Raw genomic sequence first — 21,109 nt, 5'->3', positions numbered from 1 at the left:
TGCAACACCATGGGACGACGGAGCGGCCTGGAAGGATTTTTGCGGGCAGCTGGCCGGGCAGCGGCCGCAGCGCAGCGGGAGAGCAAGCGCCGAGAGCGGATGCAGGCCACGCAGCTGAGACAGTTGGAGCGCCATCAGCGTATGGCAGCCGCTCAGCAGATGCGGGAGCTGCGCGCGATGGAAAAGGAAGAAAAGGCGGCAGCCCGTTTGGCCAAGGCCGAATACCTTCAGGATCGACAGGCGGACGCCGACGACCTCAACGCCGAGCTAAAAGACCGGCTGGAGGAGCTGGAGGGATTGCTCCTTCACACCCTCTCGGTGAATGACACCATCAGCTTCGACAGCCTGCGGCACACGGATCCTCACCCCACCTTCAAGACACCCAAGGAGTTGATGCCAAGCGTGGCCCCAGCCCCGGTTGACGTGCTCGCCCCCACCGGCCTTGCACGGTTCTGGCCGGGCGCTGGAAAGCGGCACTTGGCGGCTCAAACGGCAGCACGAGATGCCCATCAACAGGCTCTGGAGCAGTTTCAGAGTGCGGAAGCGCAAAAAAGAAAACGCCTGACCGACCTACGAACCGAACATGAGGCGGCTCGCGCCCTCTACGATGCCGATGTGGCTCGTCGGAACGCGGAGGTTGATGCCTTTCAGCAGGCTTACAACGCGCACGAGCCAGACGCCGTCGTCGCCTACAACGACATGGTGCTGACACGCTCGGAATACCCCGCCGAGGGCTTCCCGCAGTCCTTCAAGCTGGCCTACGCAGAGGAATCCAAGGAACTGGTCATAGAGTATGACCTCCCAGAGGTGTCCGTCATTCCTGCCGAATCGGACTACCGCTACGTCAAGACCCGGGATGCTATCGACGCCAAGGCGCGTAAGGCAAGCGACATCAAAGCGCTCTACCAGGACATCATCGCCTCCATCACCTTGCGCACGCTGCACGAGGTGTTTGAAGCCGACCAAGCGGATGCCTTAGCGTTGGTGACCTTCAATGGCGTGGTCGATGCACACGACCCCACCACTGGGCAAGAGGTCCGCGTCCCTGTGGTCTCGGTCCGCGCGACCAAGGCCGCCTTCCTGCAACTGCGGCTGGACCGAGTGGAAAAAATCCCATGCCTCCGAAACTTGGGCGCTCAGGTATCCAGCCGGCCGGATGAGCTACAAGCCATCAAGCCGATTGTTGAGTTCAACATGGTCGATAAGCGCTTCATTGCCCAGACAGACGTGCTCTCGGGCCTGGAGTCGCGGCCCAATCTGCTGGAGCTGACCCCTGGTGAGTTCGAAGCGCTGGTATCGAATCTCTTTAGTCAAATGGGGTTGGATACGAAGCTGACACGCAGCTCCCGCGACGGCGGCGTGGATGCGGTGGCCTTCGACACCCGGCCGGTGCTGGGTGGAAAGGTCGTCATTCAAGCCAAGCGCTATAAGGACACAGTGGGCGTCAGCGCGGTTCGGGACCTCTACGGAACCATGCTCAACGAAGGTGCCAGCAAAGGCATCCTAGTTTGCACCAGCGGCTACGGCACTGCGGCGTTCGAGTTCGCAAAGGATAAGCCCATCGAGTTGATCGATGGAGGCGGCCTGCTCTACCTCTTGAGGGAGCATGCAGGCCTTGATGCACGTATCGCAGCGTAAGGACCAACAAAATGGCAAACGGATCCGCCGCTCACGATAGCAAAGTGGCTGTGTTGGTCGATTGTGACAATGTAAATCCTGAGATCGTTGACCATGCCCTACTGATGGGAGCTCAGTTCGGACGGGTGGTGGTTCGGAGGGGTTACGGCAACCACTCCACGCTGACCAAGCGTTGGCAGGAAACACTCGTCCGGCAAGCGTTTACCCCATGCCTGCAATACCAATACGCCGCTGGCAAGAACACGGCGGACATCGCGTTGGCGCTGGACGCCTTAGAAGCCATGTTCGACCAGCGCGCAGACACCTTCTGTTTGGTCACCAGTGACTCTGACTTCGCTTACCTGTGTCGTAAGCTTCGAGAGCGAGGCGCCACGGTTTGCATCGTGGGTGAAGCTAAGACGCCAGAGACGTTGCGTAACGCCTGCGACCAGTTTTTTGAGTGGCAACCAACGGAGTCGAATGCGACCTGCGAAGAGTCGCCTGCCCCGACCGCTAAAGTCGCCCCCAGCAAAGCCGAAGTGGCCAGGCCGGTTCCCAAACGCCGCCCTCGCTTCCTTGTCGACGCGGTTGCCTTACTGGCCGATGGGACGACGGACGGGGAAGTGGTGCTAGGGACACTCGGCCACTATCTGAAGCGGACTGACCCATCCTTCTCGCCGAAGGCCTACGGCCACTCCGGCCTCCTGGACATGATCCAGACATACGACCTGCTGACAGCCACACAAGCGCCCGGCGGTCATTGGTTAGTCAGACTGGCACCACAACCCGAATCGACAGCTGCATGACTTTGTTACCGGCAGGCTTCTGTCATCCCTAGGCATTGAGAGTCAACTTCAATATTTGTGAACCAACGCAGATTCCGTCTCTTGCCAATCTGGGACGAAGTGCTTCGATGTGAAGACCCTTCATACTGAGAGCTTCAGAGATCCAATGCCTGCCAACGTAGAACTTCGCATCGCCAGCCGCCTCCTGCCCGCCCTCATGGCGCAAAGCGGGACCAGAGACGTCGCCGAACGCGAAGCCGATATTCAACACGCCCTGGATGTAGCCGCCGCTCTGATGCGCCGGTTCGCAGCACCACCTGCCGGACAAGCGCAGCAAGCCTATGTGCCCAGCGCCGGGGCGCGACCTGCCCCACGGGCGGCGACTGTAAGCCGAGATCAGGTGCCGCCAACGTTCGTTTCGCCCGACGAATGGCGCAAGGCACGCGGGCTGGCTCCCGCGCCGGTTCCTCGAAAGCCTTCTGGACCGACGATTCACTGAAAGACGAAGCCCCGCATCTGCGGGGCTTCGTCTTTCAGTGGAGGGTGGGCGGCCGTGGCTTCAAAACGGGAGCGGGGGAGTCCCCTGCAACCGGCGAAATGGTCTGCCGTTCAAGAGCGAGCTGGGACGGCGAAGGGAGGGTCTCCAGTTCGATCGCCTTGCGAAGAATGTCCGCGTCCACCTCTGCCAGCGCGTCAGCTGACCCACGCGAACGTGCCTTCTCCAACTCTTTTGTCCGCTGCTCAAGGGCCGACAAGCGGCGTTCCCGTCGCTGCGTCCATTCCGGCCTTGAATAGCCATTGGTTCCCAGGGGGTAGTCAGTATTGAACCGCTCCCACTCGTGCTGAGCCAAGTGATGTAGGCGTTCGGCCCTGCCCAGCGACACCAATCGTAAAGCGCGCCCGAGGATAGCGGCTCGCAGTGCCCGGACCTGGAGAACCGCCTTGGTGATCCACTCCCGTAACGGGACTGTCTCTCCAGCCCGTGCCAGCTCAGCTTGGGACCATTCAAGCCCTGCGCGGACGCGCTGGGTCGAGAGGTCTGCCCTGGCGCGCGCGATGTCCTGGAGGTCACGCAGGGCCTGAGCCACGCGCTCGGCGAGACTGATGGGGCGCGGGCCTTCGGTTGCTTCGTGCTGGCGGCCCAGGACCTGAGGCAGCCGCATTCCGGACACGCCTCGAATCTCGAGCCCAGGAGCCAAGCCCTGCATGGAGGGCGATCGGCCAACTTCACCATCACCGACCGGCGCGGGGACGGCCCGGCCCGCTCGCCCGGCTTGGATCGTGAGATGGTCCAGATATTCGGCGTTGCCGGCCTCAATGGCGTTATTCTCTGCTGCCAGCCGGCTGTCCATGCCCTTTCTGGACAGCGCGGCGGCCGCCTTGCCCAAGTGTTTGGTTGGCTCCCGAGACAATGCCACCGCCTGGAGCTCGTCCCCCCGGTCCGAAGCCGCCCTAGCCTGCTCCGCCAGACTCCGATGATCGATCATGATCGTGAGGCCAGCCGCTTCAAGATGTGCGTTCGTCGTTTCAGCGACCATTTCCCGCACCCATTGAACCTGCACTTTCCCCGACACGCCGCCATCGAGCTCGCGCGTTTTCTCGCCAAACCCATCCGGCCCAATACGCCTGGTGCTGGCAAGTAGGTGCACGTGATGATTGAGCCCGTCCGGGGTTCCAGGCGAGTGAATGCTGGCTTGGATGGCGAACTGGTAGCGATCCACCAAGGCCTCTGCAATAGAGAAAGCCAGATGGGCACGCTGCTCGTCGGTCAACTCGTGCGGCAACGACAGCTCGAACTCCCGGGCTACCGTCGCGTCTTTTCGGCGCTCGGCGGCTTCGGCCACGGCCCAAAGCTCGCCGGGCACCAGAGCCCAATCCGGGGCATCGGGAGGCGCAAGGCAGAAGGTTTCGACAACGCCGCTTCTGCGGCGGTAGTCGTGCTGTTGCCCAGTGGCGAAATCGGACAACAGCAGGCCGCCTCGGTAGGCGGCTGCTGCGACGGCGGATTGGCCTTTGCCTCGGCTGAAGACTTTGATTGCGGTGTGGAAGATGGCCATAAAAACTCCTGAAAACAGGAGTCTTTATGGATCAGCTTCTGCTTTTGGCAAGCCTCGCAGAGGCTTGGGGTTCCAGGGGCGGAGCCCTTGGCGCACGCGTTCCGGAGGAACGCCTAAGTGCGCTCTTGCTCTCAGACCGGAATACCACGCTCCACAGCTGAACGCAGGGAGGAACTCAAAAGCGACAAGTCAAACTTCTCTGGGTTTGCGAAAAGAAAATTCGCGGATGCTCGCCTCAGATCGTCGCTACACTCGACCCTCTCGAGCCGGATACGAGACTCAAACCCCCTTCCATTGAAGCGCGCTTTGAAGAAACGCCTTGTCCTAGAGGCATTGGAAGTTAGAAGGTCGAAAATCACATCACCTTCCACCTTGAGGGCACGCAGCTCTTCCTCGACCAAGCCGATCTCTTCATGCGGCTTCCTCGCGCCCGTGGACAACACGAGCGCTGGACTCAGTCCAAGCTTTGGTGGAACTATGGCAAAGTTCTTCATGACTGCGCCTCGGCTCTAATAGACTTCGCGGCAACAACTCTCAATCAAATCCAGGACCGTATCAACGATTTCAACGGCGTCTTCACGCTGCTCAATGAATCTCGTCGCGTCCAGGACCTGATCCATATGAAAAAGAGAGTGCCGATGATCATACCACAGGCGATAACACTTCTCAAGCGCTTGAGCTACAGCTGGAGTTGCAGCCCCTTTGTAGGCGGAAACAATCTCAGCCCGACCATTGACTAGCTGGACATAGTCGCCGAACTTCTGCATATGCGTAGGGGCAGGCGTGAACTTGTCGTTGATGAGTTGAAAGGCGAAACCCTCAAGGGCCTTGAGCGCCGGAAATGCCAGAACCGCATGGTCCTCCAAGTTCAACCCAGTCTTGGTGAGAACAAGTGAAGACGCAAGCTGAACACTGACAGATGGATGCAAGACCGTATGTGCGTAAGGGATCCGGCAGGCAAGGTCCTCATTCACCTGCTTAACACTAATATCAACTTTGTAAATCCGTTTCTGGTGGTCGAGAATCGAGTCAATGGGCAGCATTTCTCCGAGTGCTGCTAGTGTCCACCCCGCGACTTGACCATGAACTCCTTGCAACTGCAAAGTCCCGTTGCCATAGAGCTTCAGCGTGAGCTTGTCCTTCAGAGGACCACACAGCCTCACCAGTCGATAAATCTTTGTCTGGCTATCCTCTTCAATCGTCGCACCATGCTTCTGAAGAGCGATCAAAAGGTCGCTAAGACGTTCGACATTCATGTCCGGAACGCTTTCTTCAAGCCGCGCCTTTTCAGAAAAACGACACCCGGCAACCAATGCATCCGCCGCTGAAGTGAAAGCTGCGTTCAAGTTGCCCGCTTGATGACTAAGAGTGCACTTAGCGCCCTTGTTGATGTAAACGTCGATCCACAGCGCTTCCGAGTTCAGTGAACCTGTGTATCGATTGTGTCGCCCCTTTTGGACGACTGTTTCAGTAAGACCTACAACGTTCAGCCCAGCAAGCACGCCAGAGACCTTAGCGTGATCCATGGGGATATCCTTATAGTTACCCTTTGCCACGTAAAACTCCTGTAAACAACTGGCACAGCATCATGATTCGATTAACAACGCAGTGGCGAGTAACAGCCTCTGCTCTGGGCGCGTGAAGAGCCCACTATGGTGCCCCCAAACTGTGTTTCGTCAAGAGCCACCTCTCAGATTACAGTTCGCTAACGCAAACAGGGTAGCCCTGGTCATTAGCCCATTGATTGAATCGCCCGTCTTCCGAACGAGGCCGCGGGTCCGCAGTCGACGCCCGGATCAGGGTAGCCATCTGTAGGCTGCCACCAAAGGCCAAGGCGTTCTGACGGGCTAGACCAGCAATGCGCCGGACCTCCTGTCTGTCCGCCCACTCACTAGCAGACTGAATGGCCGAAAGGTCCTTCTCAGACGACAGCCGGAAGGACACCCAGGTGTTGCACTGAGAAAGCACGGTGGGAGAGATCTCCGATGGGCGCTGGGTGCTCAGCCAGAGCGCCAGTCCGAACTTTCGGCCCTCCTTGGCCAAGCGCTCATATGCCAAGGCGTTGTTCACGGCCTCGTCGCCGGTTCCCATCTGGCGTAGGTAGTGGTGCGCTTCCTCCAGCACCAACAGGGTCTCTCGTTTGTTCTCTTGGCCGCGACTAAAGAGCTCAAATGCATAGAGCTCCAAGACAGCCCCCAGGACGAAGGGGGTCAGGTCATGGGATACACGGCGGAGGTCAACGATGTGCACTCGCCAGTCCACCTCATCCCCGCCAAACAATCGTTCCACGACAGCCTTGGACTCATTTCGCCAACTGAGCGGTCCGCCGCAGCCTGGTCCGCCGTCTACATTGACCACATCCTTGAACATGTCGTCGTCTGTGAAGCGGGCAATACGTGTAATGAGAGGAGAGATGTTGCCGTAGTTCCAGGCATTGCGCTCCAATCCTTTGTTGCTTGGCGAAATGGCGTGGCTATCTGCTATCAGCGGCCCCATCGCCTGCATGGGCGGCCATGCTGAGGCGACGGGAGCCGTTCCTGCTCTTAGGCCTTGAATAATGGCTTGAGCATCCAACACCCTGTCGCCTCTACAGTCATCAAAGAGCGAAGCCTGTGTGTCGCTCTCGAGGCCTGCACCCTTAGAAGACGCAAACCACTTAATCTTGTTCAAATGGTCCAAGGCAAAGGTCAGGGCGGGCCGTTGAGTCTTGTCACTTGGCAACAAAAGACGTTGCAGGCCAAGGCGACCCAATGCGTAGTAGGGGATGCGGTAGCTGTCCGAATCCGACCCACCGATCCGAGTGACCTTGATGGCATTCGCAGGGTAGTTGCTGGCGGGGAAGGCGTCTTCGTATTCACCGTTGATATCGAAGATGACAACGCGTGCCTTAGGCATCTTCGCGATTTGCTGGAGCACCGCAGCCGTGAAGCAGCTCTTGCCTTGCCCTGAGCTGCCGAGCACCGCCACATGCCTGGAAACTAAACTCTGCAGGTCAATGGTCAGGCGGCCGCCGCCTCGGAGGTCATCCCCTAAGTGGATGTCCGCAGGCGTGGCTGCGTCACCACCCAGAATCGATGAGAGCTCGTCGTCGGTTAGCGGGAAGGCCTCAGCACCCAGCGTCGGCGAGGAGAGCGAATCCGACACGAACGTCAATCGACCAGCCTCGCGGCGCAGTCGACCAACCACCAAACCCGTGAGGTGACGCAAGGGCTCAGAGGAAACCGAAGTCCCTGAAAATCCGACCCGGTGAACCTCTTTGGGCTCGGCAAACGAAAGGGACTGAACCTTCATCACCAGTAGCCGCCCCCCGGATTCAATCCCGAGGAGGCTGCCGACTTCAGTGACCACAGAAACGCCATGGACGTGAGCAGCCAACTGCCCTCGATGGACATCCATCAGGTTCAGCGTGATGTCCACGCCGTCGATTTGGACAACGTAGCCTATGGCTTGGCGGCTCCTCATGGCTCGTCGTCCTCGGTCCCATCTGGCTTCTCAGGCATCAGTCGCCTGCGCAGATCTGCCAGCTCCTGATCGTAGACCGTTGGGTCTGGAAGATCATTTGCTAAGGCGCTGGTGAAGGCCCTACTTCCCCCACCAACGATGGTCAGGCGTGGCGTCTGAAGAGCAAGGAGTCTTCGCACGGTTTGCGGAAGGTCCGCCGCTGCGGGGTCTCCCTTGAACTCAGGCAAATACACGACTACCTGGAGAGTGGGATTGAGCAGGGCAGAGCGGATAAGACGGTTGATGTGCTCGTCGCCGAAGCCATAGCCATTTATCAGCAGAGCCGTCTGCGGGCGGGCCATGAACTCCGCGAATCGTCGCAGCAGTTCGCCCATTACATATCCGACGGTCTGAAGATACTTGGCAGCGCGGGGGAGGACCAAGTAGCTCAGCTTGTCCGCGAACCCGGTCAAGAACTCATCGATATCGCGCCAAGCTTCAGACGCCGGCAGCTCATACAAGCTGTGGTCAACCTCTTTCCAGGTCAGCGAGCCGTGTAGTTTCGCCAAGTAGATGTTGTAGACACCGAAACGGGCTTCGCCCTTGGCTTGGGCATTACGGAACCCAAGGTCGAAGCTCTGAGGTGAGAAGCGGCGGCTATGCACGCCCAAGAATCCATTGATGACCTGAAGGTCGACCGATTCGGCGGCCCATTCAATGGCTAAGTCGTAGTTGGTTGTGAAGATCCACGGAGCCGGTTGACCAGGCTGACGAGCGGCAGTCAACTTCTGAAGAATCGATCGATGTGCTCCCAGTTCTTCGGCTAGGTCAGCGCCCAATGGAGACTTCCACCAATCTTCCTTCAGCTTCGCTGCACTAACCACAGATCTGAAAAGCGCTGCCCTGGCGGCTTGAGCTCGGATAATTTCCGAGCTCTCTTGGCGCTCCCACTCAAGAATGGCTATTTCCAAACGGTCCAGCAGCACTTCAAAGTTGGGCAAGCTGGCAGCAGGCATTGGGATAGACGGATTTGTCGAGGCCGTGATAGCTCCACCAGGCAGAGCCGGGAGCGGCGGAAGCGGCAATCTCCGCTCATCCTCGGTGATGAACTTCTGGGACAGAAGCCAATCCGCATCGGTCGGACTGTCCCTAAGGAAGGATGTCCAAAGCATCCTCATCGTCTGCCCGCCTGCGGAGCACGATGCCCCGGCCCCCAACAGCAGGCCTACGTTCTCCAGTCGCAAAAGAGATGCGAGGTAAGCCTGCAGCTCAAGCTCGTCCGTGATCGGCTTTCCGCCGCGATACGCAGTAATACCCATAAAGCCCCCCTGTTTCCGTGTCGCTGCCCTCCCCTGCGCACAGGCCGGACCGCAGCGTTCAAGCGCAGCTGTAGGAAGGACCCTAGGCCCCTGCTGCCGAAACTACTTTGAAGTCTGTGACCAGCCACCCGTAGGCGTCTGATAGAGCGCCCGGCAGGGAAGCCCTATCAACACAGCGATCTCGACTTCGGACGGAAGCATCACCGACGCGCCATCCACGTCCCAAATGATGTCGTATACCCGAAAGATGGTCATCCGCTCCCCCAGCCACGGTCTCTCCTGAACTCAAAAAGCCACTCCCCTCCTTGGAGGCGCGCCCTCGCTTTCCTAACCACACAAGAAGGAGGGAGGGCTTACGCCCTCCCCCCAACCATCACTTCTCTTCGAAGTGATGGTTGTTCTGACTGGGCGGGAAACGTTCGCCCTTTTCGACGCGGCGATCGCTCGAGCTGCCCGCATACGTTCCCGTTGCATCGTTGTATTGCCCATAGGTCGCAGTCTTCGGGCACTCCTGCCCGGACCAATACTTACCACCAGCCATCGCAAACTCCTTCTGTCGAATGTGGGAAAACTCGTCAGGTCCCTCCTGACGCATCGATTCTGAGATCGCCATCACAGAATGTAAAGCGTCCGATACCTAAACACTGCGACGAGCCACTGCCAGTCCTCGATAGGTGTCACCAACTGATTAACTGCACTTAACAAACTAACAAAATCAACGGTCGTTTATCTTGCGTTCATGTTAAATCGCACCCTTTGTTAGCTTATGCCAGTTAAACAGTACGGTAATGACTCCGGAAATGGGCCACCCCGACGAATACAAACCGTTGATTTAAATGTAAATGTCAGCGCATATAGGGGCGGTACGATTGGCTAGACCGAGACGCAAAATGGCACCTCTCAGGCGATGCCTAAGGCCGTGAATAAAAAGCCGATTTTTCGTTGACGATTTTCATCCCTGTCGTATCCCTACTTCCATCCTTCAGATGGAAGCAACGCAGTGACCTCCCCCACCTCGAAACACCTCAACGCCTACCTCGCAGACCCGACGGGCACGCTCAAACTGACAGACGTGCGCATCGGCCGCGTCCGCATCGGCGAAATGATCGTGACTGGCCGAGAAGCAGCCATCCATGCTCAAGAGATCATCAACGACGCCTGCGAGCGGACCCGTCGAGCGCTCCTTGGAAAGAATGGCACGCGCCACCCTGAGCCTCTCCCCGTGGCCGCTCCCGCTCGATTGCTGTCTATCGAGATCCGGGACTACCTGGCTGACCGCGAGCGCATGGGCCTGACACGCAACACCATCGAGGCCACAGCGCGGTCACTGAAGATGCTCCTGATGGCCTGCGGGGATATTCCGGTGTCCCGGGTCGACCACGTGCATATCTACCGACTCTGGGAGCTGATGCGTTGGGCTCCACCGCTTCTCCAGTCGGACCCTCAGTATCGGAACTTCACGTATGAGCAGGCGGTGGCTCAGGGGAAGGCGCTCTGTGTCCAGCCGCCCGCACCGGCCACCGTAGAGAAGCATCGACGGTTCCTGGTCACCTTCTTTGGGCGGCTGGACAAGGCGAAAGCCATTGCGGGCTCTCCCATGCACTTTTTCCCAGAGGCGAAGAAGGACCTGGTCATTGACCCCGATAAGGCCGAGCGCTTGTTTGACGAAGAAGATCTGCGTCGCATCTTTGCCCCCAACACATTCATCCCCTGGGCCATGAAAGCGCCCCACCGGTGGTGGGTGCCGATGATTGGACTCCACACGGGAGCGCGTATCAATGAAGTCGCTCAGCTGAAGCTCGCAGACATCGTCCAAGAGGCTGGTGTGTGGTGCATCAAGATCCAGAAGACGGTAGACGCGGACCTGAGCCACAGAGACAGGAACCGGAGCCGCCAAAGCCTAAAAGGCAAAGCAGCCGTTCGGACGCTCCCCATTCCCCAACCGCTGCTCGATGCTGGTTTCCTGGCGTTCGTGGAGGACATCCGAGCTTGTGGCCATCCTCGCCTCTTCCCCCACTTGTCTGCCGGCGTGCGACGCGACAATGGCGACACCAACGCCCGTTACAGCCAAGGCGTCCTCAACCAGTTCAGCCGATACATGAAGGATCTCGGCTTTCCTAAAGGCGTCGGGTTCCACGCTTTCCGGCATACCCTTGCCACGGAGCTGCATCACATGGGGGTGGCCGATGAGGACATCGCCCTGGTCACCGGCCACTCCATCAGCAAGCGGGTCCCTGTGCTGCACGAGGCCTATTTCCACAAGAAGCCAGCGCAGGCACGAACGAAGCAGATCGCAGTTCTGGAGAAGTATCGCCCTGATGTGGTGCTTCCGGCCTACCAAGCGGGGCAGTTCAAGGGGGCGTTGTCCGATCCTCGTAAGTTCTACCCCTGATTACCCTTCGACCCCTTGCCCGCCACTGGACTAGGTGACCTGTGGCGGGTGACGGACGCACCACATAGCTAATCCCAGCATTTCGCATCACATCTCAAACAGATAGATCCGGCTGTTCGAACCCCATGCCCAATACTAGATCTCGCCCCCAATCACCAGCTTGCTCACATCGTCCTCGCTGTCTTTCCAGTCAATCGCCAAGTTGATCGAAAACTTCTTCTCGAGAGCTCTCGGGATATTCCTAGCAGACCATCGAATCAGCAGACAGCCCCTCGGCTCGCCTTCACCTTGAGGAAGGAAAAGGATGATGGGTAGATTCACCGCACGCGCCTGATGCCGAAAGTCTACACAGCTCCCTTCCGCAGACTTGCATAGAATCGCATCTTCAGCGTAGTCCCAGTAGAAACGCTCTGGGTCACGCGGGACAGGGTGAGGGTTGAAATGTCGGTGAAGGTCCGCGACTTCAGGAAGGGAGGGTCGGCTGAACCGCTCAAAACCAGAATAGCGTTCTAATATTGGCGGTTGTGGCGGTGTGAACCGAATGCCTGGAGGAAACCACTTTTCCTTTAGCTTGTCATTGACAAGCATCATCGGCCCCTCCACGAGGACCTCCAGCGTCAGCCCTTCGGCGGGAGCACCGCCCACGTTATTTACAGATAGGGTCAGCTCAAACAATCCCTGGTCAAGATTGAGTCTGGCAGGAAGCTTCTCAATCCGTTCGCGGACACTCTTACACCACTCCCGGCGGGCTTGCTGATAAGCCAACAAATCACTCTGCCTCGTTACCGTGACCTGGCCCGGCACGCCGGCGCTTTCCTCAGGAAAGCGACTCTCGATGATTTCTGCTGCAGTGTCGATGAAATCGTCGCATAAAGGACGGTATTGACGGATCGAACCGGATATCCGGTCGACCTGCTTCTCATCCCGAAACAGTTGAACTTCGACTTGGGGGAAGCGGTTGCTCCAAACCTTCAACTCGTCCTTGAGCTTGGCTATTTCCTTATCTCGCTCATCATTCTCAGGAGCAAGAAGCCATGATTCGGGGATCTTCTTGAAGGGCAGTCCAACAGACTTGGCCATTCTTCTTGGAAGTCGGTCATGGGTCAGGAACACGACGCTTCCGCACTCTTGATGCAACGCGAACGCTTGCTCCACGATCCTTCCATCCGCCGATGAGAGGTCCAAGCTTGCGGGCTTGGCACGCTCAGGATCGAAGAAAGGAGCGAGCAGCCAAACGACCCGAGGACCACTCTCCCTAACCACAAGCTCATCGATCTCGCCATCGATTAGGGGATCGAGCTTTTCGAAGACACCGCGCGCCCGCCTGGCTGCCCGGTTGTTGCCGTTCGACTTGTGGTGATCAAGCTCGCCCATCACTTCGTCCAAGAGGAAGAGCTCGACTTTTGCCGCGTTTGTCAATTCGTCCCATGGCAAAAGTTCTGCCGCCTTCACTTGGAGGAAGAAGTTGGTGTCTAAGGCGAATCGTTGAATAGAGTCCATGGCCCATTCTGCCCTCCCATCACCCCGCATTCCACTCACCAGCGGTCTCCTGCCGATAGCAAAACCGGCCCCCTCAAGGCAGGCCCCATTGACTTTCAGACAACCGGAGAGCAAGACCGAGCCAAGGCCTCGATGGCTGCTCTTAGAGCGCCACCCTCAACGCCCGGCCTCCGCTTTAGCCACCATGTCCTTCAGGCGCTGGAGGGCTTCCTTCTGCTTGGCGACCGGCAGCCTGGACACCAACAAAATCACTTCGGCCAGCGTATCTGAGGTTGCATGGAAGTAAGCGACCGGAAGACCTAGCGCTTTAGCTAATGCCTGAGAGGTCGCCGGGTCAGGGTCATGTTGACCCGTTTCGTAGCGACTCACTCGGGTCGCCCCCGAGACGGAGTCCACCATTCCAATCCGCTCCGCCAGCTGGGCCTGCGTCCAACGCTTGGCGAGCCTGGCGCTTCGCAGGCGCTTGCCATAGACCGTCGTAGGCGTTTTGGGCTGCATCCGGATTCTTGCGCCAAAGCTGAACTCCTCCCAAGTCTGACTGTTGGAACCCGATTGCACATCTGCGATTATCGTAAATGCCGCCGGCGTGGCGGTCTACAGGGGCACCTAATGAAGGACACCACAAGGATGGCCGCCGCTCTGGCGGCCGCGCTGTTGCTGAGTGGCCAGAGCGTATCGGCCCAGGAAGCCAGTCAGTCCACCCAGCAGGCGGAACAGCCCGGCTTCTTCAGGCAGCTGGGGAGGAGCTTGAAGGATGCTGGCGGCCAGATGATTGGAGTGAAGCCCACCGGGGCTGCCGCTGGCCAAGCCACTAACAACCAGCCGATCTACACCCCGGTCAGCGGTGCAGGGAAGCTGCCCGGGCTCTTCAAATCCGATAACCACCAGCTCGCCCAGCAGGGACGATTGGAGTGGCCTCGGGTCTCTTTGACCTACGTTGACTGGGGCACAACGCTGCCGTGTTGGACGGTCGAGGCTCGGATTTGGACGAGCCCCTCCGCGTCCACCACGGAGACCTTCCGGACCTGCGCAAATGCACCTGTGACGGTGACGGACGATCTCGGCGACACGGCGGAGTTCAACACTGCCGCACTCTGGAAGGGCCGTGACAGCCTGATGGGGATTCGGGTGCCGTCGGGCAAGCCGAACACGGGGGCCAGCCCGTCTACTGGCCCCAATCCGCCCGCACAGCCCTTTGTCGTCAACGTCAGCCGTCCAGGTGTGTCCGACCGCGCCGTCGACGTGGCCTTGAGGGTGGCGTGGGTCTCTGGGTTCATCCAGACAGCAGATCTTCACCCGGGGGCGTCTGGGCTCCTGACCCCGTTCAAAGACGGCCGCATGTGGATCGCTGGGTTCAAGCCGGAAGGCAATCGCGACAAGTAATCCTCCCCCATCGCCACCTATCTGGGCGGCAGGTGCCTGCCGCCTCAACCAGATCAATCAAGGAACGAACGATGAAAGCACCATGGCTCCCCCTGGCCGGCTTGTCCATTGCACTGACCCTCTCGGCCTGCGGCGGGCCGCCATCCAACGCCGACGCCCAAGACGCATTTGTCGCACTTCTGAAGCAAAGCGGGGCTGGCGAGATTTCTGATGTGCCTGAGTTCGAGCTCAACGGGTGCGTCGAAGCCAAGGATGTCGACGGATACCGGTGCGACACCAGCGGAATGGTGACGCTGGACATCGGAGGGCGACAAGTGCCGTTGCCAATCAGCAAAAATCTCCGATATGCCAAGGACTCGAGGACTTGGAAGGCTTACGCCAAATGAGCGCGCCTCCCCCTCTGCTTGACCAGCCGTTGCCCGCCCGGCGCAAGCTCATGACGCCACGGGACCGGTTCTTCTGGTGGTATACGCTCACCCTGCTCTTCCTGGGACCTTTTGGGTTCCTTGTCGGACCGCTTATGGCCCGGCGAGGAACACGTAAGGTAGGACGCCTCTACCCGGCCGAAGCTCGAGTGGCTCAGGCCAGGGATAAGGGGTTCGCCTGGTGGCAGTGGTGGGCCATGACCGTCCTGACCTTGATGGGCGCTGCTGGAGCCTTCGCTGTCCTGAGCGGGTTGCCGATGTTCCTTTTCGTGCTCTATGCACAGCTTAGTCAATAGGCACCGACAAGGGAGAAACACACCCCAGAAAGCTTAGGGCCAAATGTAAATCTGGGCCTTCAAATAGACAAATAGATAGGCCACCCAGGGGTGGCTTATTTATTTCTGAAACGGGCAACATTGACAGCTCTTCAATTTGACTTTTGGCCATCCCGACATAGGCTCCCAAGAAAGGGAGCCATGCATGAGAACCGAATCAATCAAAATGCACTTAGCAATGCTCGGCGTAACACTTGAAAGATCACCAACGGGCACAGACAAGAATAGGTGGGTGGCGATTCTACACTCAACACCACCAGAAAAATCCGTCTTCTCAAGCGCCGCTCACGCACTTCGCTACTGGAGCAGCAGGTCACGTGAGCAAGTCAGCATGCTTGCGGCACTGGATGTGCTTACCCGTGAGGATATGACAGACATGCAAGTGAAGGACCTTCAAAGGTGGTCAGACCTCGAAATCGGCTTGCCCGACTTCCTATCTTGCGCGCTGAACAAAGAGCATTCTCGCAACCTCATCCTTTCTCCTAGTGAACTAAGGCACCTTTGCGAGACACATGGGCCCATCCACTCATCGTGGCTTACGTCATCGCTGCGCCGGCGCCAGCACGACCTATCGATGGGAAAAGATGTAAGATCTTGCGCTCAATGGATTTGGGGGCAGCTTTGTGACCGATGCGACGGATGCAAGAAACAGCGAGCTCCTTGCAAGAGCTTTGGAGCTATCCATAAGAGACGTGGTGCTCTGTAAGCTAATCAAGCACGTGGATGAAGAGATAACAACAGCCGCCCTCTTGGGATTCTTCGCGAGTAATATTGCATGGACCTCAGCACTACTCGCAGATTCCGAAATCAGCCCACTATCGTGGGTTCACTATAGCAAACACAAGAAGGACAAGACTTCAGAGGCCTACACTGGAGCAGACTTCGCAATAGTGCTCAGGCTGTCCAAGTCGAGATGGCGAGCGGCCATTTTCCAGGCGAAGCGCTCCGAGAGTGAACATTTAAGTTTCAAACACCTTCACATTTCTCCAGCGAGGGACGGCCGACCTCCAGAGCCTCAAATCATTCGACTCAAGGATCACTCACTTTCGATGGTGGCTCAAAAACCACTACCAAATGGACAGCTCGAATGGTCGACAAAGGATTTATCCTTCGCACACTATCTCATATACCATCACGATGACGCATATTTGAGCCCTCTCAGCGACCACACCGAGGAAATAAAGAAAATAGACCTTACGAACACCCAGATCAAGAGCAAGGGGAAAACAGATCTTGATGATGTCAAGGCCCTTTGGGATAAAGTTTCCGGGAAGAAAGTTCTTTATCCGAAGACCATCCCAATCAGAAATTTTTCAGACTTACTTAGATCGGGCGTTACAGAGCCGCAAATGGCGCAAGGGTGGCTTGAGATAAACCGTTGGACGGAAGCCTCCTCATTCATTAAACAAACACGGCTACTAATGGACGTTTTCGAGGGCGCTCCTCTGAGTGAACTGAATCCCACCGTCATCAACAGCAACAACCTTACCGTTATGAGGCAGCAGCGTTTGGGAGTTTTACCACTTGCGCAGCCTCGAGTGCCGCAGAAGCCGGTGCTGCAGACCAAGTCGACGAACTCTTACTCAATACGGAAGGGGAAAGTCAAATAGTTATCAACAAGCCGTGGTGGCGGAGCAACGCATAGAGCACACGTTCGGTTTGCGAACTGTTGATAGATCAGGTTCGGGCCGATCCGCCCCCCCGCTACGTTGCCTGCCTGAGATTGCCTTCAAACTGCCCAGGCTGATAGCTGGGCAGTTCAGCAAGCACACACAGTTTCGCCAACGTGCCCACTCGGTCCGGCAAGCTCTTCCTATCAATGTAGAACTTCTCCAAGACGGTTTGGCCAGTGCCATGGCCCGTAAGCGCTCCAATGGCTGACGCCGACACCCCCGCCTCGTCCAACTTGGAAGCGATAGTGTGGCGGAACCCGTGGAAGCCCTGTCCCTTCTCAGACACACCTTGCCGCTTGATGTAAACGGAGAACTGACGGCTCAGCTGCCGCCCATAGCCCAGCCCTGTGGAGTTTGGCAGGTCCGGAAATAGACGCTCCACTCCAGCTTGGCGAGCCTCTTCCACGTAGTCCAGGAACCCACAGTCAATCACCGGCTGAGCCAACGGGATGAACCGTCTGCTGTGCTTGTTCTTGATGCTCTGCTTCTTCCCGATCTTGCGGACGAAGAAGCCGGGCACGCCGTCGATGGTGTCGATGTCTTCCAGTCGGAGCTGCGCGATCTCGTTGACCCTCGCCCCCGAGTAAAGCCCGAGGATCGGTCCGAACCACCGATGCGGATACTTGGACGCCCATTTCGGAAACTCCACCGGGTCAAAGATGGCCCTCAGCTCGTCATCCGTGAAAGGTGAGCCGGTGTCTTCCGAATCTGGGGTGGAAATCGCTCGGATGCCCGCCAATGGGTTCACTGCCAGATGTTTGCCGTCGACCAAGGACACCAGAAAGACGCTCAAGCGCTGCCGGTGCTTGGCCATCGTCCACGCCGCCGGTTCCTGCTCTTCGTTCTTCTTCGCCAGCTTGATCACCTCGGGCACTGACAGTTCACGGTAAGCCGGCCGCTTGGTCGCATTAGAGGGCCAGTAACGCACGCCCTCGAAGAAGGCCCGGACGTGGTCTTGGGTCAGCGACGCTACCGGCACGTCTTCGCCGATGATGCCCGCGAACAATCGCAGGGTATGACGGCTCTCCAAGACCGTTTTCTGATGCAGTCGCGCCGCTGTCAGGTCGCTCAAGTGATCAGCCATCGCCTTTGACAGCATCAAAGCGTTGGGGGCGTGGCTGGTGATGTTTTGGCTGGCGCTGCGCATCTGGTCGCGCCGCTTGGCAACTCTTGCCGAGGTGACTTCACTCGGCTCCACTTGCCGGGATCGATCCATCAGGTCTGCGAACATCGCCGCATCTGCGGGACTGTCCAGCTGAGCTTGGGCGATGCGCGTGCCATCCGGCAACGTCACGTCGCTGAGTATCAGCTCCTTGATCGCTCCACTGCGAACCTTCTCCAGCAGTTCGTCGAGATCCACGGCTATCCCTTTCCGCACGGCATCGAAGGCTGAGCATAGCGCCATCCCCATCATCGCAGCGAGCAGCCTGGCACTGTCCCCACGGCAAGCCCCGAGCGAGCGCACGAGGTAACGCGAGCCAACCAGAGCCCGGAGATCGGTAGGAACGAAGAAGCGCGCATACAGGCCAGCCGAGCGCGAAATCATGAGGGCCTTGGGCAAGATTGATACCTCGATTGATACCTCAAGGGGCATCGCTCGGAATCATCAATCGGCCTAAATCTTCAACCCAGTCAGTCACTTGCGAACTGGGCTGGAAGATTGGAGCGGGCGATGGGAATCGAACCCACGTCAGTAGCTTGGGAAGCTACAGCTCTACCATTGAGCTACGCCCGCATTGCAGGGGGGAATCTTATGCGCAGCGGCCGGTATTGCGCAATGGTGGCTGCCGCAATGGGGTCAGATCCCTTTCCATCAGGAAAGGGCTCTGACCCCGCGTTGCATCAGAAGCTGCCGCTGAAGCTGGCGAACAGCGTGGCGTCCATTGCACGCTTCTGCAGCGTGGTGGCGCTGATGCCCACGTTGCTCTGCAGGCCGAACAGTTCCATGCGCGCGCCCAGGATGGCGGTGGCATAGTTCTTGTCGAAGTTCATGCCCGGCACGCGGTACATGCCCACATCCGGCAGGCTCTGCACCCAGGCGCTGGCCTGCTTGGTGTCTTCGAACTCGTGGTCGTAGGTCAGCTGCGCGTACGGCTTGACGGCACCGCCGTCGAAGCGGGCCTGCCAGCCGATACGGCCCACGGTGGAATCGACATCCTGCTGGCCGTAGCCCAGGCCGGTGGCCAGGGTGTTGGCGGTGGCGCTTTCGGTGTAACCGTCGATCTTCACCTTCTGCCAGATGACCGAAGCGATCGGGCCGTGGCGGAAGCCGCCTTCGGTGCCGAATTCGTAGCCGGCGTTCAGCGCCGCGGTCAGGTTGCTGCCGTCCGGCGAGCCGCCGTGTTCGCGGGTGGCCGGGCCCAGCTGCACCTTGCGATTCACATCGTAGGACAACCAGGTGTAGCTGACCTGGCCGTTCACCCACACGCGCTCGCCGTACCAGCCGGCGAACAGACCGGCAGTGGTGTCCTTCTGGGTGAAGTCGCCACGGTTGTTGCCGAAGTCGGCGTCCATGCGGCCGAAGCCGGCGAAGCCGCCCACCACCATGCCGTCACGCGCCCAGTCGATACCGGCCAGGCCGGCCGGGGCCATGCCGTCGTACACGTCGGCGTGGTCGTAGCGCTGCATGTCGCCACGCAGGCCGCCCCACCACGACAGGCCATCGGCCGGACGACCGCTCTGGTGCAGGCTGACCTGGTCGGCACGCGAACGGCCGATGGTCTGCGCCGAATGGCTCAGCACCTGCTGCAGGCGCGGGCCTTCCAGGATGGAAATGGCGTACTGGCCCAGCATCTGGTGGGCAGCACTGGTCGGGTGCACATCATCGGCGAACAGGTAGGTGCTGGCTGCGTCCGGGCGCGCGTAGGCCAGCGGGCTGCAGGTCAGCGACGAGGCCACCAGGCAGGCGCGGCCGGTGACGTTGCTGAAACCGTACATGCCCGGGTTGGCGATGATTTCGTGCAGCAGGGTGTAGGTATCGAGCGGGATGAAATCGATGCCGGCCTGCTTCAGGCCGCCATACAGGGCGCTGTTGTAGGCGTTGGACAGCGAGGTGCCCAGGGCCTGGCCAGCGGCGCCGCGGTCGATGAACCCCGGGGTGATGCCCACGTCGGGCAGGTTCGGCACCATCACGTACTCGGCGCCGGCCTGCTTCAGCGAGGCCACGATGCCGATCTGGTCGGTCACTGCCGCGCCGATGACGGCCGGGGCCTGGGTCGGGGTGGTAATGGCGAACAGATCGTTGGCGCCGCCCCACACGGTATAGAGCGAATTCGGGTCGGCCTTGCCGCCGTTGGCCGCCAGGTAGTTGGCGGTCTGGGTCTTCAGCGACGGCACCGGCACGTTGCCGAAGGCCGGCTGGGTCAGGTCGGTGCCCACGCGGGCGCCGCCCACGGCGTAGTTGTCGCCGCTCTGGCCCAGACCGTTCGGGGTGGCGTTGGTGCCGTAGTAGTCGGCCACGAACTGCGCCCACACCCAACCCGGGTTGGTGGTGAACTGGCCCGCCACCGGGCGGGCATCGGCCGGCAGCAGCGGACGGTAGTAGCCGCTGTCGGTCAGGCTGTCACCGAAGAAGACGGTGCTGTTGAATGCGGATTCGCCTGCCATGGCCGGCAGCGCGGCCAGCGCGATCGCGGCCGCCATGAGGGAGCGGATCGGGCGTTTGCTGAGCAGCATGTAAAAACTCCTGGGGGAAAATGTCGGGAACCCGGCACACGTACGCCGGCGCACGGTGAATGGTTTCACCGTACCGCCGATTGCTCACGCTGCGCCGCCGCATGAATTGTCGCCCGGACCACCCCGGAACAACTGTGCCGGAGGTGGCGTTGCGCTGGATTTGCAACGGTTCCGATCCAACCTGGCCATAAGCGACAATGCCGGGCATGAATATCCAGCTCAACGGCGAACCCCGCACCCTGCCCGCCCCGGCCACCGTCCACGACCTGCTCGCCGCCGAGCAGCTGCTGCAGCGCCGGGTGGCGGTGGAAGTGAACGGCCAGATCGTCAGCCGCAGCCGCCATGGCGAGCACGTGCTGGCCGAGGGCGATGTGGTGGAGATCGTGCACGCGCTGGGCGGTGGTTGAGGCAAGGCCCCCGCGCTTCGCGCTCGCCGGGGGGGGGGGGCCGCGGGCGGGGGGGGCCGGCGGGGGGGGGGGGGGGTGGTGGGCAACCCGGGCGCAGAGG

At 59.4% G+C, this 21,109-nt stretch carries 18 protein-coding genes and 1 tRNA gene; 8 read left to right on the top strand and 11 right to left on the bottom strand.

Features of this window, described 5'->3' with window-relative positions; all coding sequences use genetic code 11:
- Positions 1 to 141: 141 nt before the first annotated feature.
- On the top strand, positions 142 to 1,638 hold the full coding sequence (locus tag IAE58_RS05090; RefSeq protein ID WP_199932846.1) for a restriction endonuclease: 1,497 nt from the start codon (positions 142 to 144) through the stop codon (positions 1,636 to 1,638).
- Between the two features lie 11 nt (positions 1,639 to 1,649).
- Entirely contained in the window at positions 1,650 to 2,423 is a 774-nt protein-coding gene (locus IAE58_RS05085; RefSeq protein ID WP_199932847.1) for an NYN domain-containing protein, read from the top strand.
- Between the two features lie 512 nt (positions 2,424 to 2,935).
- Here the strand turns inward: IAE58_RS05085 and IAE58_RS05080 are convergent.
- The 6 genes from IAE58_RS05080 to IAE58_RS05055 form a co-directional block, all read right to left on the bottom strand.
- Positions 2,936 to 4,459 (bottom strand): MobA/MobL family protein, encoded by a 1,524-nt coding sequence (locus tag IAE58_RS05080; RefSeq protein WP_199932848.1) that lies wholly within the window; start codon positions 4,457 to 4,459, stop codon positions 2,936 to 2,938.
- Positions 4,460 to 4,590: 131 nt separating this feature from the next.
- Complete coding sequence (locus IAE58_RS05075; protein ID WP_199932849.1) at positions 4,591 to 4,953, bottom strand: type II toxin-antitoxin system RnlB family antitoxin; 363 nt, start codon at positions 4,951 to 4,953, stop codon at positions 4,591 to 4,593.
- A 15-nt stretch (positions 4,954 to 4,968) separates the two neighbouring features.
- Complete coding sequence (locus tag IAE58_RS05070) at positions 4,969 to 5,985, bottom strand: RNase LS family HEPN domain-containing protein (RefSeq protein WP_199932850.1); 1,017 nt, start codon at positions 5,983 to 5,985, stop codon at positions 4,969 to 4,971.
- A 169-nt stretch (positions 5,986 to 6,154) separates the two neighbouring features.
- Entirely contained in the window at positions 6,155 to 7,921 is a 1,767-nt protein-coding gene (gene herA / locus IAE58_RS05065) for an anti-phage-associated helicase HerA (protein WP_199932851.1), read from the bottom strand.
- Positions 7,918 to 9,219 carry an SIR2 family anti-phage-associated protein gene (locus IAE58_RS05060; protein ID WP_199932852.1) on the bottom strand — a complete coding sequence of 434 codons (1,302 nt, stop codon included), beginning with the start codon at positions 9,217 to 9,219 and terminating at the stop codon, positions 7,918 to 7,920. The genes herA and IAE58_RS05060 overlap by 4 nt, the downstream gene beginning before the upstream one ends.
- A gap of 373 nt (positions 9,220 to 9,592) precedes the next feature.
- Entirely contained in the window at positions 9,593 to 9,832 is a 240-nt protein-coding gene (locus tag IAE58_RS05055; protein ID WP_164207768.1) for a hypothetical protein, read from the bottom strand.
- Positions 9,833 to 10,219: 387 nt separating this feature from the next.
- On the opposite strand from IAE58_RS05055, the gene IAE58_RS05050 reads away from it, so the two are divergent.
- The gene (locus IAE58_RS05050; protein WP_199932853.1) at positions 10,220 to 11,611 is read left to right on the top strand and encodes a site-specific integrase; all 1,392 of its coding nucleotides are present in this window, start codon (positions 10,220 to 10,222) and stop codon (positions 11,609 to 11,611) included.
- 135 nt (positions 11,612 to 11,746) lie between these two features.
- Here the strand turns inward: IAE58_RS05050 and IAE58_RS05045 are convergent, their stop codons facing one another.
- Both IAE58_RS05045 and IAE58_RS05040 read right to left on the bottom strand, forming a co-directional pair.
- Positions 11,747 to 13,111, bottom strand: a complete 1,365-nt coding sequence (locus IAE58_RS05045; protein WP_199932854.1) for a PIN domain-containing protein — start codon at positions 13,109 to 13,111, stop codon at positions 11,747 to 11,749.
- Positions 13,112 to 13,267: 156 nt separating this feature from the next.
- A complete protein-coding gene (locus IAE58_RS05040) occupies positions 13,268 to 13,609 on the bottom strand; it encodes a helix-turn-helix transcriptional regulator (RefSeq protein ID WP_199932855.1) in 342 nt (113 codons plus the stop codon).
- Positions 13,610 to 13,720: 111 nt separating this feature from the next.
- Between IAE58_RS05040 and IAE58_RS05035 the strand changes: the two genes are divergently transcribed.
- From IAE58_RS05035 to IAE58_RS05025, 4 genes are all read left to right on the top strand, one after another.
- Positions 13,721 to 14,494, top strand: a complete 774-nt coding sequence (locus IAE58_RS05035; protein ID WP_199932856.1) for a hypothetical protein — start codon at positions 13,721 to 13,723, stop codon at positions 14,492 to 14,494.
- Positions 14,495 to 14,565: 71 nt separating this feature from the next.
- Positions 14,566 to 14,880, top strand: a complete 315-nt coding sequence (locus tag IAE58_RS05030; protein ID WP_199932857.1) for a hypothetical protein — start codon at positions 14,566 to 14,568, stop codon at positions 14,878 to 14,880.
- Positions 14,877 to 15,215 (top strand): hypothetical protein, encoded by a 339-nt coding sequence (locus IAE58_RS19950; RefSeq protein ID WP_233614707.1) that lies wholly within the window; start codon positions 14,877 to 14,879, stop codon positions 15,213 to 15,215. The genes IAE58_RS05030 and IAE58_RS19950 overlap by 4 nt, the downstream gene beginning before the upstream one ends.
- Before the next feature lie 662 nt (positions 15,216 to 15,877).
- Complete coding sequence (locus IAE58_RS05025) at positions 15,878 to 16,864, top strand: hypothetical protein (protein WP_199932858.1); 987 nt, start codon at positions 15,878 to 15,880, stop codon at positions 16,862 to 16,864.
- Positions 16,865 to 16,958: 94 nt separating this feature from the next.
- Here the strand turns inward: IAE58_RS05025 and IAE58_RS05020 are convergent, their stop codons facing one another.
- The 3 genes from IAE58_RS05020 to IAE58_RS05010 form a co-directional block, all read right to left on the bottom strand.
- Entirely contained in the window at positions 16,959 to 18,521 is a 1,563-nt protein-coding gene (locus tag IAE58_RS05020; protein WP_199932859.1) for a site-specific integrase, read from the bottom strand.
- Positions 18,522 to 18,588: 67 nt separating this feature from the next.
- Positions 18,589 to 18,662 (bottom strand) — tRNA-Gly (locus tag IAE58_RS05015).
- A gap of 107 nt (positions 18,663 to 18,769) precedes the next feature.
- Positions 18,770 to 20,602, bottom strand: coding sequence for an autotransporter domain-containing protein (locus IAE58_RS05010; RefSeq protein ID WP_164272392.1), 1,833 nt, complete (start codon positions 20,600 to 20,602; stop codon positions 18,770 to 18,772).
- 206 nt (positions 20,603 to 20,808) lie between these two features.
- Between IAE58_RS05010 and thiS the strand changes: the two genes are divergently transcribed.
- Positions 20,809 to 21,009, top strand: a complete 201-nt coding sequence (thiS, locus tag IAE58_RS05005) for a sulfur carrier protein ThiS (RefSeq protein ID WP_199932860.1) — start codon at positions 20,809 to 20,811, stop codon at positions 21,007 to 21,009.
- Positions 21,010 to 21,109 lie beyond the last annotated feature (100 nt).

The sequence above is a fragment of the Stenotrophomonas sp. S49 genome (assembly GCF_016624905.1).
Lineage (GTDB): Bacteria > Pseudomonadota > Gammaproteobacteria > Xanthomonadales > Xanthomonadaceae > Stenotrophomonas.
This window is presented reverse-complemented; position numbering and strand designations above follow the sequence as displayed.

Bases quoted from the DNA above. Each gene is read 5' to 3' on its own strand.
- IAE58_RS05030 (WP_199932857.1), top strand. From the start codon at position 14,566: ATGAAAGCACCATGGCTCCCCCTGGCCGGCTTGTCCATTGCACTGACC.
- IAE58_RS05045 (WP_199932854.1), bottom strand. From the start codon at position 13,111: ATGGACTCTATTCAACGATTCGCCTTAGACACCAACTTCTTCCTCCAA.
- IAE58_RS19950 (WP_233614707.1), top strand. From the start codon at position 14,877: ATGAGCGCGCCTCCCCCTCTGCTTGACCAGCCGTTGCCCGCCCGGCGC.
- thiS (WP_199932860.1), top strand. From the start codon at position 20,809: ATGAATATCCAGCTCAACGGCGAACCCCGCACCCTGCCCGCCCCGGCC.
- IAE58_RS05020 (WP_199932859.1), bottom strand. From the start codon at position 18,521: ATGCCCCTTGAGGTATCAATCGAGGTATCAATCTTGCCCAAGGCCCTC.
- IAE58_RS05055 (WP_164207768.1), bottom strand. From the start codon at position 9,832: ATGGCGATCTCAGAATCGATGCGTCAGGAGGGACCTGACGAGTTTTCC.
- IAE58_RS05060 (WP_199932852.1), bottom strand. From the start codon at position 9,219: ATGGGTATTACTGCGTATCGCGGCGGAAAGCCGATCACGGACGAGCTT.
- IAE58_RS05010 (WP_164272392.1), bottom strand. From the start codon at position 20,602: ATGCTGCTCAGCAAACGCCCGATCCGCTCCCTCATGGCGGCCGCGATC.
- IAE58_RS05080 (WP_199932848.1), bottom strand. From the start codon at position 4,459: ATGGCCATCTTCCACACCGCAATCAAAGTCTTCAGCCGAGGCAAAGGC.
- IAE58_RS05090 (WP_199932846.1), top strand. From the start codon at position 142: ATGGCAGCCGCTCAGCAGATGCGGGAGCTGCGCGCGATGGAAAAGGAA.
- IAE58_RS05070 (WP_199932850.1), bottom strand. From the start codon at position 5,985: ATGGATCACGCTAAGGTCTCTGGCGTGCTTGCTGGGCTGAACGTTGTA.
- herA (WP_199932851.1), bottom strand. From the start codon at position 7,921: ATGAGGAGCCGCCAAGCCATAGGCTACGTTGTCCAAATCGACGGCGTG.
- IAE58_RS05075 (WP_199932849.1), bottom strand. From the start codon at position 4,953: ATGAAGAACTTTGCCATAGTTCCACCAAAGCTTGGACTGAGTCCAGCG.
- IAE58_RS05035 (WP_199932856.1), top strand. From the start codon at position 13,721: ATGAAGGACACCACAAGGATGGCCGCCGCTCTGGCGGCCGCGCTGTTG.
- IAE58_RS05085 (WP_199932847.1), top strand. From the start codon at position 1,650: ATGGCAAACGGATCCGCCGCTCACGATAGCAAAGTGGCTGTGTTGGTC.
- IAE58_RS05040 (WP_199932855.1), bottom strand. From the start codon at position 13,609: ATGCAGCCCAAAACGCCTACGACGGTCTATGGCAAGCGCCTGCGAAGC.